Consider the following 16,163-nt stretch of genomic DNA (forward strand, 5'->3'; position numbering starts at 1 on the left):
TTACCGGTACTCCCCCGCCCGCTGCCGCCGCCGCGCGCGAAGAGCGGCGTCCACGGACAGCAGCGGGGCGCCCGCCAGCACCAGCGGGGTCCAGGCCATCAGATACGGGAGGTCGTTGCCGTAGTAGTACGGATCGGCGGCCCAGCTCACGGTCAGCCACAGACTGAGGGAGATCAGCGCGCCGCCCAGGGCGGCCAGGCGGGTGAGCAGGCCGAGCAGGGCGCCGATGCCGACGGCCAGCTCTCCGAGGGCGATGGCGTAACCGAAGGCGACCGGGCTCTCCAGCGCCATGTCGACCAGGGCGGGGAGGGCGGAGGAGTCGCGGACGCCGCGCATCATGTCGCCGATCGAGCCGGCGCCGGAGTCCTTCATGAACGCGCTGTCCGTGAGTTTGTCGAGGCCGGCGTAGATGAAGGTGATGCCGAGGAAGAGGCGTAGGGGGACGAGGGCGTAGCGGGTGGCGGTGTCCCGCCAGTCTCTGTCGCCGTCGAGGTGTGGGGAGTGCGTTTCCGTGCGCATACCGTGAGTCATCGCTGTCCGCCGCCTCTCACTGCCGTGCCGGCACTCCTCGACACGAGGATACGTATGACGAATGAGGGCGGCTCAATCCTGTGGACGGGGTTTTTCTTCGGAGCGCGGTGCTTGTGGGTGTCCCTCGTTGGTGTGGGCCGGGGGGTGTCCGCGCAGCCCGGCGCTTGCGGGGTGCCGTCGCGCCCACCCGTGCCGCCCCAGCGGCACGACTGCCCGCGGGAACGCGGGAACGGCGGCACGCGGGAACGGCGGCACGCGGGAACGGCGGCACGCGGGAACGGCGGCACGCGGGAACGGCGGCACGCGGGAACGGCGGCACGCGGGAACGGCGGCACGCGGGAACGGCGGCACGCGGGAACGGCGGCACGCGGCTGCCCGCGGGGAGCGGTTGTCTGCGGGCGTGCCGCAGGCCAGCACCTAGTCCGTCACGTCGATCGTGTAGCGGTTTGTTTCTGCTCCTGCTGCTGTGATGACCTGGACCTCCACCCGTCCCGGTTCCACCTCTGCCGGGACCGGGACGGTCAGGAGTGTGTCTGTCGGGTTGTCGAAGCCGCCTGTGACCGGGACCAGCGGCACGTGCACGTTGACCGGTCCGACCCGGACCACCATCCGGGACAGCCGGTCCGCCCCCTGGGCGCCCACCGGAACGAACCCGGCCCCCCGGATCTCGATGTCGTCCCCCGTCCGGATCGGCGCGTCCAGGTCACCGGCCTCGCGCGCCCGCACCACCGAAAGGATCACCGGACGGCCGCCCTCCGCGTACTTCCCCGCGAGATACGTCGCCGCCGACACCAGCACCACCACCGCGAGCCCCCACGGCAGATCCGGCAACTGGTCCGGCCGCCGGGCCAGCCGCACCGCCGCGAACACCAGGGCGACACCGCTGATCACGACGTACTGGATGTCGGCGAAGCTCCCCCGCCCCGAGTCGTCGGTCAGCAGGTCCGCCGCCCTGGGCCGGTACGCGCGTACCTTCTGCAGCCGCTGCCCCAGCACCCGCAGCCCGACCACCCGCCGCACCAGCACGGCGATCCCGCACACCACCGCCAGCACGGTCACCACACCGGCACCGCGGGCGAGTTCCAGCCCGTCGATCAGCGCGTCCCGCTCCCGGTTCCCGGAGGCGGCCGCGAGCCGCCCCACCAGGACGAGCACCGCGAACGCCAGGAACAGCACCCAGCACGCGGCCACCGCACGGGACGTGGAGAGCCGGTTGTCCTCCCCGATCACCGGCGCCAGCGCACCCCCGCGCGCCCGGTGGAACCACGACGCGGCGGTCAGCGCCCCGGCCACCACCAGCGCGGCCAGCAGCCCGGCGGTGCGCGCGGCGGTCCACCCCGCACCGATCGCCGTGAGCGCCTGCCCCAGGAGCAGCAGCACGACGCCCGCCCACACCACACCCGCGGTCCGCCGCCACAGCCGTACCAGCCATGCCGCGCCCTCGGCCCGCCCCCGTTCGGCGACGACCTCCGCGGCCTGCGTCAGCTCCTCCGACACCCACTGCCGGGAGGCGGAGGCGGAGTGGGCCACCGCGGCCGGCACCCCCTGTCCGGCCGCGAACTCGTCCCGCTTCAGCAGGAACGCGGCGACCGCCCGCCGATGCCCCTCACGCGCCCCGTGCGGACAGTCCCCGCAGGTGCAGCCCCCCTCGTGGGCGCCCATGTCGGGGCCGCCCCGCCTAGCCTCCTGCACCGCCACGCCCGAAGCCCGCCTTCCCCACCGTCAAAGCCATCGAAATCATCGAAGCCGTCAAGAAAACACGACACAAGTCCCCCACGACGAAAGCGAATTGTGCCCTACCTCGCCCTCTCCCCGTCCGGCAGGTCCGGTCCGGACGAGTGAATTTCGCGGCGCCGGGTTGACCCTGCCGGCTAGCCCAGCAGATCCGGCTCGCTCCGGCTGATGTCCTGCCACATCGGCTGGTAGTTGATCCACGCCACCAGGTCCCCGCCCAGCTGCTCCCTCGTCGCCACCGCCTGCCGGTGGTCGATGAGGACGGGCCGGCCCGCCGCCCTCGCGGTGAGCTGCACCTGGCAGGACCGCTCCATCGTCACGAACCACCAGGCCGCCGCGTCCACCGAGTCGCCCACGGTGAGCAGCCCGTGGTTGCGCAGCACCAGTGCCTTGTGGGAGCCGAGCACATCCGCGATCCGCCTCCCCTCCTCGGCGTCGACGGTGACGCCGCTGTAGGCGTCGTAGAGGGCGTGGTCCTCGTAGAAGGCGCAGCTCTCCTGGGTGATCGGGTCGAGCAGGTCGCCGAGGGCGGCGAGGGCGCGGCCGTGCACCGAGTGGCAGTGGGCGACGGCGACGACGTCGGGCCGGGCCGCGTGCACCTGGACGTGCACGGTGAACGCGGCCTGGTTGACGTGGTGGCCGCCCTCGACGACCTGGCCGTCCCGGTTGGCGAGCACCAGGTCGCTCACGGTGACCTGCCGGAAGGGCATCCCGAACGGGTTGACCCAGAAGCAGTCGCTGAACTCCGGGTCGCGTGCGGTGATGTGCCCCGAGACACCGTCCTCGTAGCCGAGCCGCCCGAAGAGCCGCAGCGCGCCCGCGAGCCGCTCCTTGCGGTGCCGGCGCTCGTCGTCGACCGACTCGTGCATGGGCGGCATGGCGAAGCGCAGTTTGTCGGTGGGCAGCGGCAGGGGCGGCGTGGGCCCGTGCATGAGTCCTCCCGCGGGGGGTGTGCGTACGGGGCGGAAGTTACCGGCGGGACGCGCCGGACGACAGCTCTGTTCCGTAACACCGGATACCCGACACAAGATGTCCGGTATCCCCGTCACACTCGGTCCATGCACACGAACTGGGCGGCCTTCACCGCCGCCGAACCGGAGCTCGCCAAGACCGTGGAGGAGCGCTTCGCCGCGTACACCCACCACGTTCTCGCGACCCTGCGCAAGGACGGCTCACCGCGTACCACGGGCCTGGAGGTCCGCTTCCTGAACGGGGAGCTGTGGTTCGGCATGATGCCGGACTCGCTCAAGGCGCTCGATCTGCGCCGCGACCCGCGCTTCGCGCTCCAGGCGAACCCGGGCGACGGCACCGGCATGGGCGGCGGCGACGTCCGTATCGGCGGCCGGGCGGTCGAGATCGCCGACGACGACACGGAGACCCGGCGCCGGTACGCCGAAGAGGTGGAACCGCCGGAGCCGTTCCACCTCTTCCGCACCGAGCTGACGGAGGTCGTGAGGACCTACGTGGAGGACGAGAAGTACCTCGTCGTCCAGGTCTGGAAGCCCGGAGAGCCGGTGCGCGCTCTCAAACGGACATGACCGTGGGGACTACTCCCACTCGATGGTGCCCGGCGGCTTGGAGGTCACGTCGAGGACGACGCGGTTGACGTCCCGCACCTCGTTGGTGATCCGGGTCGAGATCTTCGCGAGGACGTCGTACGGCAGCCGCGACCAGTCGGCGGTCATGGCGTCCTCGCTGGAGACGGGGCGCAGCACGATCGGGTGACCGTAGGTGCGGCCGTCGCCCTGGACGCCCACCGAGCGCACGTCCGCGAGCAGGACGACCGGGCACTGCCAGATGTCCCGGTCGAGACCGGCCGCGGTCAGCTCCTCGCGGGCGATGGCGTCGGCCTCGCGGAGCAGGTCGAGCCGCTCCTTGGTGACCTCGCCGACGATGCGGATGCCCAGGCCGGGGCCGGGGAACGGCTGGCGCTGGACGATCTCCTCGGGCAGGCCGAGCTCCTGGCCGACCATCCGGACCTCGTCCTTGAACAGCTTGCGCAGCGGCTCGATCAGCTTGAACTCGAGGTCCTCGGGCAGGCCGCCCACGTTGTGGTGGGACTTGATGTTGGCGGTGCCGGTGCCGCCGCCGGACTCGACGACGTCCGGGTAGAGCGTGCCCTGGACCAGGAACTCCACCGCCGGACCCTCGTCCGCGATGATCTCTGCCTGGGCCTGCTCGAAGACCCGGATGAACTCCCGGCCGATGATCTTCCGCTTCTCCTCTGGGTCGGAGACGCCCTTCAGAGCCGTGAGGAACCGCTCCTGCGCGTCCACGACCTTGAGCTGTACGCCGGTCGCGGCCACGAAGTCCTTCTCGACCTGCTCGGTCTCGCCCTTGCGCATCAGGCCGTGATCGACGTACACGCAGGTCAGCTGGGAGCCGATGGCCTTCTGGACGAGGGCTGCGGCGACGGCGGAGTCCACGCCGCCGGACAGGCCGCAGATGGCGCGCTTGTCGCCGACCAGCTCGCGGATGGCGTCGACCTGCTCGTCGATGACGTTGCCGGTGGTCCAGTCCGGGGTGAGGCCCGCGCCCCGGTACAGGAAGTGCTCCAGCACCTGCTGCCCGTGCGTGGAGTGCATCACCTCGGGGTGGTACTGGACTCCGTAGAGCTTCTTGTCGTCGTTCTCGAACGCGGCGACCGGGACGATGTCCGTCGAGGCGGTGACGGTGAAGCCCTCGGGGGCGGCGGAGCAGGCGTCGCCGTGCGACATCCAGACGTCCTGCTCGTCCGGGGTGCCCTCGAAGAGGGTGGAGGAGTTCTTGGCGACGTGCAGGTCCGTACGGCCGTACTCACGGGCGCCGGTGTTGTCCACCTGGCCGCCCAGGCTCTGAGCCATGAGCTGGAAGCCGTAGCACATGCCGAAGACGGGGACGCCGGCCTCGAAGATCTCGCGGTCGAGACTCGGGGCGCCCTCCTCGTACACGGACGAGGGGCCGCCGGACAGGATGATCGCCGCGGGGTTCTTGGCGAGGATCTCCTCGACCGGCATGGTGCTCGGCACGATCTCGCTGTAGACCCGCGCCTCGCGGACGCGACGGGCGATGAGCTGGGCGTACTGCGCGCCGAAGTCGACGACCAGGACGGTGTCGGGCGCGTTGGCAGCGGGAGACGCTGATGACACGAGGTGCCTTCCGGCGGTGGGGCGGGGGTCTTGTGCCTCCCAATTCTACCGAGGCGGCGGCGGACCACGTCCCGCCACCGGAACCGGGCCCCGTCTCACTATGCGATCCGTGTTGGACAGCCGCGGCCGGCCGGGCATACTTGCCCCATGCTCACGCACCCGACCTTCCTCTTTACCTATGGCGACCGGCCCGCCGGCTGCCATGGTCGTGCTGCTTGAGCAACTGACAAGCGACTTCCCAGGCGCCCCGGGCCGACAAGGTCCGGGGCGCCTGGCGTTTTCCTCCGGACCCTGTCGCTCCGGGGCACCGCACCCACCCACGAGGAGCCCCGGCATGACCGCCACCACGACGGAGTCGACCGAGAAGACCGGCGCCCGCACCACCGAGGCCGCCGAGCTGATCACCGGCGCCCGCGAGCGGATCGACGCGCTCGACGACCGGATCATCGGCCTGATGCAGGAACGGATGGCCGTGTCGGCCGTCATCCAGAAGGAACGGATCGCCTCCGGCGGGCGGCGGGTGAACCTGTCCCGCGAGATGGAGGTCCTCGCCCACTACCGGGACGCCCTGGGCAAGCCGGGCACCACGCTCGCGATGACCCTGCTGGAGCTGTGCCGCGGCAGGATCTGAATCCGCGTTCGCGGTACAGACGTACGCACACCCCTCACCCGTACGCACACTCCTCACCCGTACGGCGCGTGACCGGCACCGCAACCGCTTCGTTGGTACCGGTGTCCGCGTCGGCCAGGGGCGGGCCCGAGCAGAACCACGCGTGGCTCGCCGGAGCGATGAGACGTGCGGATCATGCCGTACGTCGTGGGACCTCGCTCCGGAGAAGTGACCGGACGGCAGGGGACAGCGGCCCGGTCACCCCAGAGAACGGCCGGTCCCGGGGACGCCCGGGACCGGCCGGCGGAGAGCGCGCGGAAACCCGCCGTACGTCTCAGGTGCGGGACACGACGCCGCAGTCCTCGTCGTCCTCGGCCGGCTTCAGCTCCTTGCTGCGGTCGTACGGGTCATGTGCCTTCCCGGACGGCTCGGGGCCGGTCTCCCGGTGGGTGAAGAACCCCGGGCGGATGAGGCCGTCGCCCTCCCGGCAGTCGTCGTTGGATATCTCGCTGTTGAGGTCGGTGATCCAGATGTGTCCCTCGCCGGCCTGGAACCTGGCCGGGTCCACGGCCTCCACCTCGACCGACCGGCGGACGATGGACCGGCTCACCTCGTCACCGCCACCGACGCGGGCCATCGGGTACACGAAGGTGTAGTCGGCCTTGATCACGGCCTTCCCGGCCGTTCCCTTCACGGCCTCGACCGTCATACGGCCACGCACCCGCACGTCGCCCGCGAGTTCGACCTCCTCGGGGTCGAACCGGGTGAACGTCCACACCGGGTCGTTCTTCACCGTGGGCTCGCGCAGGGCGGCGCGCAGCTCGGCGAGGTACTCCTTCTCCGCCGGGTCCACGAGGTCCAGCGCCTTCTTCGGGTGTTCGCCCCTCAGTACCGCGGGATCGAGGTTGGAGGCGACCAGGAACTCCTTCGTCCCCTTCAGCACGGCCCGGATCCGGGCGGCGGGGACCCCGTTGACGGCCTTCGCCTCGGGCAGCCGGATGGCGTCCGCCCCCGCCTCCCACCGGGCGGCCGGGGACCCGGCGAACGGCTTCTCCCTCGTCGGGATGCCCGCGGGGGCGTCGGAGGGCGCGGCGCTGGGACGGGCCGTCTCGGGCGCCAGCGGCGTGGCGTCGGCCGCCTGCGCCCCGTCCGACGTGCCGGACCCCTCACCGAGGCCGCCGGGCGGCCAGGACAGCGCGGCGGACGGATTGACGGCGACCACCGCAAGCGCCGCGGCCACCACCACTCCCACCGCGCTCCACACCCGGCGCCGGCGCGAGGAGCGGCCGCCCGTCTCCTGCAGGGCCGGCCCCGTACGCCATCCCTCGGGCCGAGTCGGCTGCGCGGGCCGCCGCTTCCCGTTCCAACGGCGCTTCCCGGCCGCCTCGGCCTGCGCCTCGTCCATGGCCCGCAGCCGCTCGGTCACCATGCGCGCCCGCGCCGACGGCTCCTTGGGGGCGGAGGCACGGATGTCGCGCTCACTGTCCTGGACGAACTTCTCCCAGACGTCATCAGGGAGGGACGAGGACTCCGGTCTGTTCTCTTCGGACGGCTGCTCGGCCACGGGGTCGCGGACTTTCTCTCGATGGCGGTCGTAGGCGGCCGAGCGTACGCCAGCGATGATCACCCCTCACGTGTGATCCAACTCACATGGAAATTCCCTGAACGGCAGGACAACCATCTGCGTGCCCTGTTGATCACACTCACTGAGATCCTCACGGACCACACGGACAAGGGAGAAGGACCTGAGCTCGGAGGGGGGCACAGGTCCTTTTTCCTTGGCCGTCTTTCCCTGGCTTTCCTTGGCAGTCTTTCCCTGGCGCCGTCTTTCCTCGGCCGTCTCAGTTCTGCTTCGGCGGCACCGCCGGCATCCCCAGGAACGGCAGCCGCAGCGCGCCGAACGCCTCCGCCGGGACCGCCGGGGACTTCGGCTCGACCGGCTCCAGACGCCGGTAGGCCTCCCCCTGCGCGGGGCGCGGATCGGCCTCGCCCTTGTTGGGCCAGTACGACATCGCCCGCTCGGCCTGTGCCGTGATGGTCAGGGAGGGGTTGACGCCCAGGTTCGCCGAGACCGCCGCCCCGTCCACGACCGAGATGCCGGGGTGGCCGTAGAGACGGTGGTACGGGTCGATCACACCGGTCTCGCGGGACGCGCCGATCGGGCAGCCACCCAGGAAGTGGGCGGTCAGCGGCATCCCCGTCAGCTCGCCGACGTTGGAGCCGGCGAAGCCGTTGATCTCGGCCGCCAGCGCCGACGCGCCGTCCGTGGCCGCCTTGATCTGCTTGGGGTTGGGGGCGCCGTGGCCCTGCCGGGCGGTGAGCAGCCCGCGGCCGGCCCCGGACGGCTTGAGGTACGTCGTCAGGGAGTTGTCCAGCGACTGCATCACCAGCCCGATGATGGTCCGCTCCGACCAGCGCCGGTTGGACAGGGAACGCAGCAGCAGCCAGGGGTGCTTCGCCGCGCTGCCCAGCCAGCCGAGCACCCGGGCCGCACCCGAGCCGCCGCCCGCGTACGGCACCTGGAGGATGGACAGCCCGCCCATCGAGTTGGAGCCGCGGCCGTAGCGGACCGGCTCGATGTGGGTGTTCTCGTCGGGGTGGATCGACGACGTGATGGCCACACCGCGGGTGAAGTCGGCCTTCGGCGCGCCGGTGGCCCTGCGGTAGCGGCGGTCGTCGGTCTGCGCGCCGACGAGGGCCTCGGAGTTGGTACGGGTCAGCTCGCCCAGCCGCTCCGAGAGGTGCGGCAGCTGACCGCCCGCCTTCATGCGGTGCAGCAGCGTCTGGGTGCCGTAGGTGCCGGCGGCCAGGACGACCCGGCGGGCGCGGAAGGTACGGCCCTCGCCCTTGCGGCGGTCGTCGGTCGGGAGCGTGGCGACCGCGTACCCGCCTCGGGAGTCCTCCGTCACCGACACGGCCGTCGTCATGGGGTGCACGATCGCGCCCGCCTTCTCGGCGAGGTGGAGGTAGTTCTCGTTGAGGGTGTTCTTCGCGCCGTGCCGGCAGCCGGTCATGCACTCGCCGCACTCGGCACAGGCCCGGCGCGAGGGCCCCGCCCCGCCGAAGTACGGGTCGGGCACCTCCTGCCCCGGCTTCACCTTCGCCTTCCCGTCGGCGTCCTCGCCGTCGCCGAAGAAGACGCCGACCGGGGCCATGTGGAAGGTGTCGCCCACCCCCATCCGCTCGGCCGCCGCCTTCAGGTGCACGTCCGACGGGGTCATCGTCGGGTTGAGCCGTACGCCGAGCATGCGCTTCGCCTGGTCGTAGTACGGGCCCAGCTCCTCCTGCCAGTCGGTGATGTGTCCCCACTGCGGGTCGTCGAAGAACGGCTTCGGCGGTACGTAGAGGGTGTTGGCGTAGTTGAGCGAGCCGCCGCCGACGCCTGCGCCGGCCAGCACCATGACGTTGCCCAGCAGGTGGATGCGTTGGATGCCGTACATGCCGAGTTTCGGCGCCCAGAGGTAGTTCTTCAGGTCCCAGGAGTTTTTCGGCAGGGTTTGCCGCGTGAAGCGGCGGCCGGCTTCCAGGACGCCGACGGTGTATCCCTTCTCCGTCAGGCGGAGGGCCGAGACGGAGCCGCCGAAGCCGGAGCCGATGACGAGGACGTCGTAGTCGTAAGCGTCTTTAGGCACGGAGGGCTCCCCTTTGAGTTCGCGTGCGGGTCGTCTTTGGCCGAGCGCGCAGTTCCCCGCGCCCCTTTGAGGTCGGTCACCTGAACCGGAGTGCCTTCATCACCCTCAGGCTGCGGCTCATGAAGGCCGCGTACTTCTCGTCGTCCATGCCCAGTGACGGGGCCATCGGGAGGAGGCGCTGGTGGGCGACCGTCTGGGCCTCGGTGTACTTGAGGATGCCCTCGGAGCCGTGGCGGCGGCCGAGGCCGGAGTCCTTCATGCCGCCCATCGGTGACTGGACGCTGCCGTACGCGGGGGCGTAGCCCTCGTTGATGTTCACCGTGCCGGTGCGCAGGCGTGCGGCGACCTCGCGGCCGCGCCGGGTGTCCTTCGTCCAGACGGAGGAGTTCAGGCCGTACGGGGTGGCGTTGGCGCGTTCGACCGCCTCGTCGTCGGAGGAGAAGCGGTAGACCGAGACGACCGGGCCGAAGGTCTCCTCGGAGCAGACGCTCATCGGGGCCTCGACTCCGTCGAGGATGGTCGGCTCGTAGAAGTAGGGGCCGATGTCCGGGCGGGCCGTGCCGCCCGCGAGCACCTCGGCGCCCTTGGCGACGGCGTCGTCGACGTGCCGGGTGACGGCGTCGAGCTGGCGCTGCCCGACCAGGGAGCCCATGTCGGCGCCGTAGGCGAGGGAGGTGCCGAGGCGGATCGCCTTGGTGCGGGCGGCGAAGCGCTCCAGGAAGGCGTCCGCGACCGACTCGTGGACGTACAGCCGCTCGATGGAGATGCACAGCTGGCCGGCGGAGGAGAAGCAGGCGCGGACGGCGCCCGCGGCGGCCTTGTCGAGGTCGGCGTCCTGAAGGACCAGCATGGCGTTCTTGCCGCCGAGTTCGAGGGAGACGCCGACCAGGCGGGCGGCGGCGCCCTGGGCGACCTCGCGGCCGGTGCGGGTGGAGCCGGTGAAGGAGACGTAGTCGGCGTGCCGGACGACCTCGGGGCCGACGACCGGGCCCTCGCCGAGGACGACCTGGAAGACGTCGGCGGGCAGTCCGGCCTCGATCAGCAGGTCACGGGCCCACAGCGCGGTGAGGCAGGTCTCCGTGTCGGGCTTCATGACGACCGCGTTGCCCGCGACGAACGCCGGGAGCGCGTCGCCGACGGAGAGTTCGAGGGGGTAGTTCCAGGGGGCGATCTGGCCGACGACACCGCGCGGGTGGCGCAGTTCGGTGACCTTCGTGAGGGTCGGCATGGCGCCCGCGTGCCGCTTGGGGCGCAGGTAGGCGGCGGCCCGGCGGCCGTAGTGGCGGGCGGCGACGGCGACGGCCTGCACCTCCTCGTGGGCGTGCAGCCGGGCCTTGCCGGTCTCGAGCTGGATCAGGTCGAGCACCTCGGCCTGGCGGCTCAGCACCAGGTCGTGGAAGCGCAGCAGGACGGCGGCGCGCTCCCGTACCGGGATCCTCGCCCAGACGGCCTGGGCGGCGCGGGCCGCCGCGAAGGCCTTCTCGACGTCCTCGGGCGTCGACTCGGGCAGGTCGGCCAGCTTCTCGCCGGTGAACGGCGTGTGGTTGGCGGTCCGGCCGGAGCCGGCCACGCCCTTGGTGAGCTGGGCGACCAGCTCGGGCGTGACCACGTCGGCGGCGGTGCGGGCACCCGCCGGCGCGGGGGCGAGGGGGTTGGTGCCGGTCGTTTCCCGGGTCTGCGCGTCCGTCATGAGCCGCAGGGTATGCCCGGGAGAACACTTTGTGTACCCGGCGGTAACAGATTCACCCACCGCTCACACATCACGCCAGTGAGCGCTGGCAACAAAGCCCCTGATCAGGGCGTTGGCGGACATCTGCCCGTTCAGAGCTGGTGGATGTCCCACGAGTCGATGACCGTACGGGCGATCTCCCGGCCGTCCTCGGCGAAGTAGCCCTTGCCCGGGTACACGATCCAGAGCCGGTACATGTCGCCGTCCTTGTTCCGGTAGTACATGACCTGCGCCTCGCGCACCAACGCCGGAGTGGTGGTCGTCGTGTAGACGATGGTGTTCGTGGCCGCCTCGTGGTCCTGGTACGTCGTCTCGCGCGGCTGGCCCTTCGGGGCCGGCGTGTCGGCGATGCCCCAGCCGTACTCGCCGTCCCTCAGGTCCTCCCAGTGCGCGAACGCCCGTTCCGAGGCCGATGCCTCGATGTCGCCGTTCTTGTCCTCGGCCTTGATGTCGCGGTCGACCTCGACCCGCACCAGTCCGCTCGGATCGGTGAAGGAGGCGACGGTCCCGTCCGAGTCCTCGGCCTGCTCGTCCTGTACGAAGCCCTCGGGCACCGCGATCCCGGCGCCCACCTTGCTCCCGAGATCGTGCTTCTTCCAACCGTCCGGCAGCGGCCCCGCGAACGGGTCGGCGATCACCAGGTACGCGGCCACCGCTCCCGCGACGACCGCCGCGCCCAGCCCCGTCAGCGTCTTGCGGCCGATCCGGATGCCCTTGCCGCCGGAGCCCCCGTCCGGGAACCGGGCGACCTGCGTGGGCTGCGGGGCGGGCGGGTTCGCGGCCGTCTCCAGTGCGGCACGGACCCGGGCGGCGTCCGGACGGCGCGCCGGGTCCTTCTGAAGCAGGCCGGTGATGACCTCGGCCAGCGGTCCCTGCGCGGAGGCGGGCGGTGCCGGGGTGGCGTTGAGGACCGACTGGAGGGTGGCGGGGGTGTTGCTGCGGCGGAACGGCGAGACGCCCTCCGTCGCCGCGTACAGCACCACGCCGAGCGACCACAGGTCGGAGGCGGGACCGGGGCGCTGGCCCAGCACCCGTTCCGGGGCGATGTACTCGGGCGAACCGACGAAGCCGCCGGTGTCGGTCAGATTGGTCTCGCCCTCGATCTGGGCGATGCCGAAGTCGGTGAGGACGACCCGGCCGTGCCGGCCGAGCAGCACGTTGTCCGGTTTGACGTCCCGGTGCAGGATGCCCGCCGCGTGGGCGGCCTCCAGCGCGCCGAGCACCTCCAGGCCGACCCTGGCCGCCTCGCGCGCGGAGAGGGTGCCCTCCTCCTGGAGCACGGCACCCAGCGAACGGCCCTGGACCAGTTCCATCACGATCCACGGCCGGCCGTCGACCACCGCGACGTCATGGACGTTGACCACCGCGGGATGGTCGAGCCGGGCGGCGGCGCGGGCCTCGCGACGCATCCGCTCGGAGGCGTTGGCGCGTTCGCGTTCGGGAAGGTGGTCCGGGAAGCGGGGCTCCTTGACGGCGACCTCGCGGTCCACGGTCTCGTCCTTGGCCCGCCACACCGTGCCCATGCCGCCGTGCCCGAGCTTGGCGAGCAGCCGGTAACGGCCGGCGATCAGCCGCCCTGCGCCCGGGTCGTTCTGCGGCTGCGTCTGTGCCGGAACCACCTTGGTCGGTACCGCGTACGGGTTGTCGGGGAGCGGCACGGACGTGGGCGGGTTCGGGTTCGGCGGTTGCAGACCAAAACTGGTTGGCTCGTCGGCCCCGTGGCGGGCTCCCCCGTTGTTGCTCATGGTTCATCCATATCGCGCCAAGCCCTCCCGTATCCACTGCGGATGCCGACCGGTCACAGACCCGTGACTCTCGTCGGGACTTATCTCCCGTTTACGGGGTTATGCGGCCGGATCGGGGAGTCGGTCGCCGTGGGAGTGGGCGAGGGCGTCGGGGTCCCGGTGGGTGATTCGCTCGCGGGTGTCTCCGGCGCCGTGCTCGTCGGCGTACCGCCCCCGTCGCCGCCCCGGTCCTGCAGGAGCAGTGCCGCCGCGGACACCCCCGCTCCCGCCATGGCGGCGACGGCCAGGGCCGCGACGAGCGCGCCCCTCGTGGGTTGCCGCCGGATCCGCCGCGCCTCGGGCCCCCCTCCCGCCTCCTCCCGCCGCACCGGGGGCCGTCGGCGGGGCGCGTCCCGGTGCGGGGGCAGCAGTCCGGGGGGCGCCGATTCCGGCGTACGGCCCGTCTCCCGGAACGCCCGCAGCATCCGTTCGGCCCGGTCCGCGTCCAGCCTGCGGTCGGGGTCGCGCTCCAGCAGGCCGCGCACCACGGGAAGAATCGGTTCTGCCTCGATGGGCGGCCGGATCTCGTCGACCACGACCGCGTGCAGGACCCCGCCGAGGGAGTCCCGCCGGAACGGCGACTCGCCGCTGAGCGCCGTGCACAGCAGCGCGCCCAGCGACCACAGGTCGGACTCCGGTCCCGTCCTGGCGCCGGACATCCGCTCGGGGGCGGTGTACTCGGGCGAGCCGACGAAGGAACCGGTCTCGGTGAGCGTGGTGGCGCCCGACACCCGGGCGATGCCGAAGTCGGTGAGGACGACCCGGTCGGTGCCGTTCTCCAGCAGGACGTTGGCGGGCTTGAGGTCGCGGTGCAGTACGCCCGCCGTGTGCGCGGCCCGTAACGCCCCGAGCAGGTCGACGCCGATCCGCGCGGCCTCCGCGGCGTCGACCGGGCCCCGCTCGGCGACCCGGTCGGCGAGGGACGGCCCGTCGATCAGCTCCAGGACGATGTACGGGCGTTCGTCGTCCTCGACGACGTCGTGGACGACGATGATGTGCGGGTGGCTCAACTGGGCCAGGGCACGCGCCTCGCGCAGGGTGCGGTCCCGCTGCCGCCGGGCGTCCGCCGCGGAGAGCGTCTCGTCGAGGGGGAGCTCCTTGACGGCGACACCCCGTCCGAGCAGTTGGTCGGTGGCCCGCCAGACCACGCCCATGCCACCGCGTCCGAGCCTCGCCTCCAAACGGTAACGGCCCGCTATGACACGTCCGTTGGTCCTGGCGGTCGCGTTCTCGGCGTCCCCGTCGGTCCCCATGGGCCCATCATGCCCCACCGGATGTGTGCCCTCCGGTACGGCGATTCGGCCAAGCGGCGCGCCTCCGCGCCCGCCACGGGGGTCAGGGCTCGCGCCACCCCTTCAGCACCGTCTCGAACTGCGCGCTGGTCGTGGCCCAGTCCTCGGCCGGTCCGGACATGTAGACCGCGTACTCGACGCCGTCCCGTGAGAGGTACATCTGGTCGACCGCCCGGCGCGGACCCGGGAAGTCGGTGTCCTTGGCCAGCGCGGTCCAGGTGTACTCCAGCCGGGCGCTCTGGCGGTCCCGGTAGACGCGGCGGTCCAGACCGATCCGCTGGTAGCCGACCAGGCGCTGCCCTATCTGCCGGTCCAGGTCCCTCAGGTGCTCGTACGGGTCGTCGAAGTCGGGCGAGTCGTCGATGGCGATGCGGATGAAGTGCTTGCCGCCGTCGGGCGTGTAGTCGACCTGCCGGGTCTCCTCGTCGAAGACCGCGCGCTCCCAGTCGTCGCCGGGCAGGACGATGCTGAAGCCCCAGGGGTCGCTGCGGCGCACCCAGCCCTCCGGGAGGTTTCCCCGTGACTCGGTCTTCCCCGTCTCCGTGGGGCTGGGCGTCGGGGTCGGGGACGGACCGGCCGTGGTGCCGCCCCGGTCCTCCTGCTGGAGCATCACCGCGGTTCCTCCGCCGATGATCGCCGCCAGGACGACGACCAGGGCGATCACCCGCCCGCGCACCCGCCGGCGGGGCGCGGCGGGCGGCATGTACGGCTGCTGAGCGGTCGTGGGACCGCCCTGCGGGTACGGCTGCTGACCCGTGGTGGGACCGGCCTGCGGGTACGGCTGCCGACCCGTGGTGGGACCGGCCTGCGGGTACGGCGGGACCGCCTCGGGCCTGGTCTCGTACGGCAGGGGAGCACGGGCGTCGACCGCCTGGGTCGGCACGTACTCCTGCGCCGCCTGCGGCCGGCGCCCCTCGGCGGCCTCGGCGAGCAGTTGCTCGGCCCGGTCCGCGTCGGGCCGGGTGGCCGGATCCTTGCGCAGAAGTGCGCTGATGACGGGCCCGAGCGGGCCGGCGTGCTCCGGCTCGTCGGCTTCCTCCTCGACGACCGCCTGCATGGTGGTCAGCGGTGACGTGCGGCGGAACGGTGATCTGCCCTCCACCGCCGTGTACAGCGTCGCGCCGAGCGCCCACAGGTCGGAGGAGGGGCCGGGGTCGTGGCCGCGGACCCGCTCGGGCGCGAGGTAGTCGACCGAGCCGACGACCTCACCGGTGCGGGTGATGGCCGTGTCGCCGTCGATCTGCGCGATGCCGAAGTCGGTGAGCAGGACCCGGCCGTCGTCGCCGAGGAGGACGTTGCCGGGCTTGACGTCACGGTGCAGTACGCCGGCGGCGTGCGCGGCGCGCAGGGCGCGCAGCACCCACAGGCCTATGCGCGCGGCCTCGCGGGGGTCGACGCGTTCCCGTTCCTTCACCGCGTCGGCCAGCGAATGGCCCTCGATCAACTCCATCACGATCCACGGCCGGCCGTCGTGCTCCAGCACGTCGTGCACCGTGACGACGGCGGAGTGGTTGATCCGCGCGGCGGCCCGTGCCTCCGCGCGGGTGCGTGCCAGCAGCATGGCCTGTTCGCTGTCGGAGACGTAGAGCGCCGCGGTCAGTTCCTTGATGGCGACGACCCGGTGCAGCACCTCGTCATGGGCGCGCCACACCCGGCCCATGCCACCGCTCCCGATGGATTCACCGAGCCGGTAGCGGCCCGCGACGAGCGAGCCCTGCATCTG

Annotated in this window: 12 protein-coding genes; 2 read left to right on the forward strand and 10 right to left on the reverse strand. The window is 72.0% G+C overall.

Translation table 11 applies throughout. The annotated features are described in order from the left end of the window. The 3 genes from AMK33_RS11345 to AMK33_RS11355 all read right to left on the reverse strand — a co-directional run bounded on the left by AMK33_RS11345 (position 1) and on the right by AMK33_RS11355 (position 3,197). The gene (locus AMK33_RS11345) at positions 1-531 is read right to left on the reverse strand and encodes a DoxX family protein (protein WP_073932685.1); all 531 of its coding nucleotides are present in this window, start codon (positions 529-531) and stop codon (positions 1-3) included. 417 nt (positions 532-948) lie between these two features. Next, positions 949-2,229 carry a hypothetical protein gene (locus AMK33_RS11350; protein WP_073932686.1) on the reverse strand — a complete coding sequence of 427 codons (1,281 nt, stop codon included), beginning with the start codon at positions 2,227-2,229 and terminating at the stop codon, positions 949-951. Between the two features lie 173 nt (positions 2,230-2,402). Then, positions 2,403-3,197: a class II aldolase/adducin family protein gene (locus AMK33_RS11355; RefSeq protein WP_073932687.1), complete on the reverse strand. Its 795-nt coding sequence runs from the start codon at positions 3,195-3,197 to the stop codon at positions 2,403-2,405. A 126-nt stretch (positions 3,198-3,323) separates the two neighbouring features. On the opposite strand from AMK33_RS11355, the gene AMK33_RS11360 reads away from it, so the two are divergent. Next, complete coding sequence (locus AMK33_RS11360) at positions 3,324-3,803, forward strand: pyridoxamine 5'-phosphate oxidase family protein (protein ID WP_073932688.1); 480 nt, start codon at positions 3,324-3,326, stop codon at positions 3,801-3,803. Positions 3,804-3,812: 9 nt separating this feature from the next. On the opposite strand, the gene guaA is transcribed toward AMK33_RS11360, so the two are convergent. Then, positions 3,813-5,393, reverse strand: coding sequence for a glutamine-hydrolyzing GMP synthase (guaA, locus tag AMK33_RS11365; protein ID WP_030861174.1), 1,581 nt, complete (start codon positions 5,391-5,393; stop codon positions 3,813-3,815). A gap of 334 nt (positions 5,394-5,727) precedes the next feature. On the opposite strand from guaA, the gene AMK33_RS11370 reads away from it, so the two are divergent. Next, a complete protein-coding gene (locus AMK33_RS11370) occupies positions 5,728-6,024 on the forward strand; it encodes a chorismate mutase (RefSeq protein WP_073932689.1) in 297 nt (98 codons plus the stop codon). 313 nt (positions 6,025-6,337) lie between these two features. Here AMK33_RS11370 and AMK33_RS11375 read toward each other — a convergent pair whose 3' ends face one another. From AMK33_RS11375 to AMK33_RS11400, 6 genes are all read right to left on the reverse strand, one after another. Next, entirely contained in the window at positions 6,338-7,567 is a 1,230-nt protein-coding gene (locus AMK33_RS11375) for a hypothetical protein (protein ID WP_073933037.1), read from the reverse strand. Positions 7,568-7,844: 277 nt separating this feature from the next. Continuing rightward, on the reverse strand, positions 7,845-9,635 hold the full coding sequence (locus tag AMK33_RS11380; RefSeq protein WP_073932690.1) for a GMC family oxidoreductase: 1,791 nt from the start codon (positions 9,633-9,635) through the stop codon (positions 7,845-7,847). Positions 9,636-9,711: 76 nt separating this feature from the next. Continuing rightward, positions 9,712-11,325, reverse strand: coding sequence for a succinic semialdehyde dehydrogenase (locus AMK33_RS11385; protein ID WP_073932691.1), 1,614 nt, complete (start codon positions 11,323-11,325; stop codon positions 9,712-9,714). A gap of 131 nt (positions 11,326-11,456) precedes the next feature. Then, entirely contained in the window at positions 11,457-13,109 is a 1,653-nt protein-coding gene (locus AMK33_RS11390; RefSeq protein ID WP_073932692.1) for a serine/threonine-protein kinase, read from the reverse strand. Between the two features lie 80 nt (positions 13,110-13,189). Beyond that, positions 13,190-14,401, reverse strand: a complete 1,212-nt coding sequence (locus AMK33_RS11395; protein WP_073932693.1) for a serine/threonine-protein kinase — start codon at positions 14,399-14,401, stop codon at positions 13,190-13,192. Between the two features lie 82 nt (positions 14,402-14,483). Next, on the reverse strand, positions 14,484-16,160 hold the full coding sequence (locus AMK33_RS11400) for a serine/threonine-protein kinase (protein ID WP_073932694.1): 1,677 nt from the start codon (positions 16,158-16,160) through the stop codon (positions 14,484-14,486). Positions 16,161-16,163 lie beyond the last annotated feature (3 nt).

The organism is Streptomyces sp. CB02400, assembly GCF_001905725.1.
Lineage (GTDB): Bacteria > Actinomycetota > Actinomycetes > Streptomycetales > Streptomycetaceae > Streptomyces > Streptomyces atrovirens.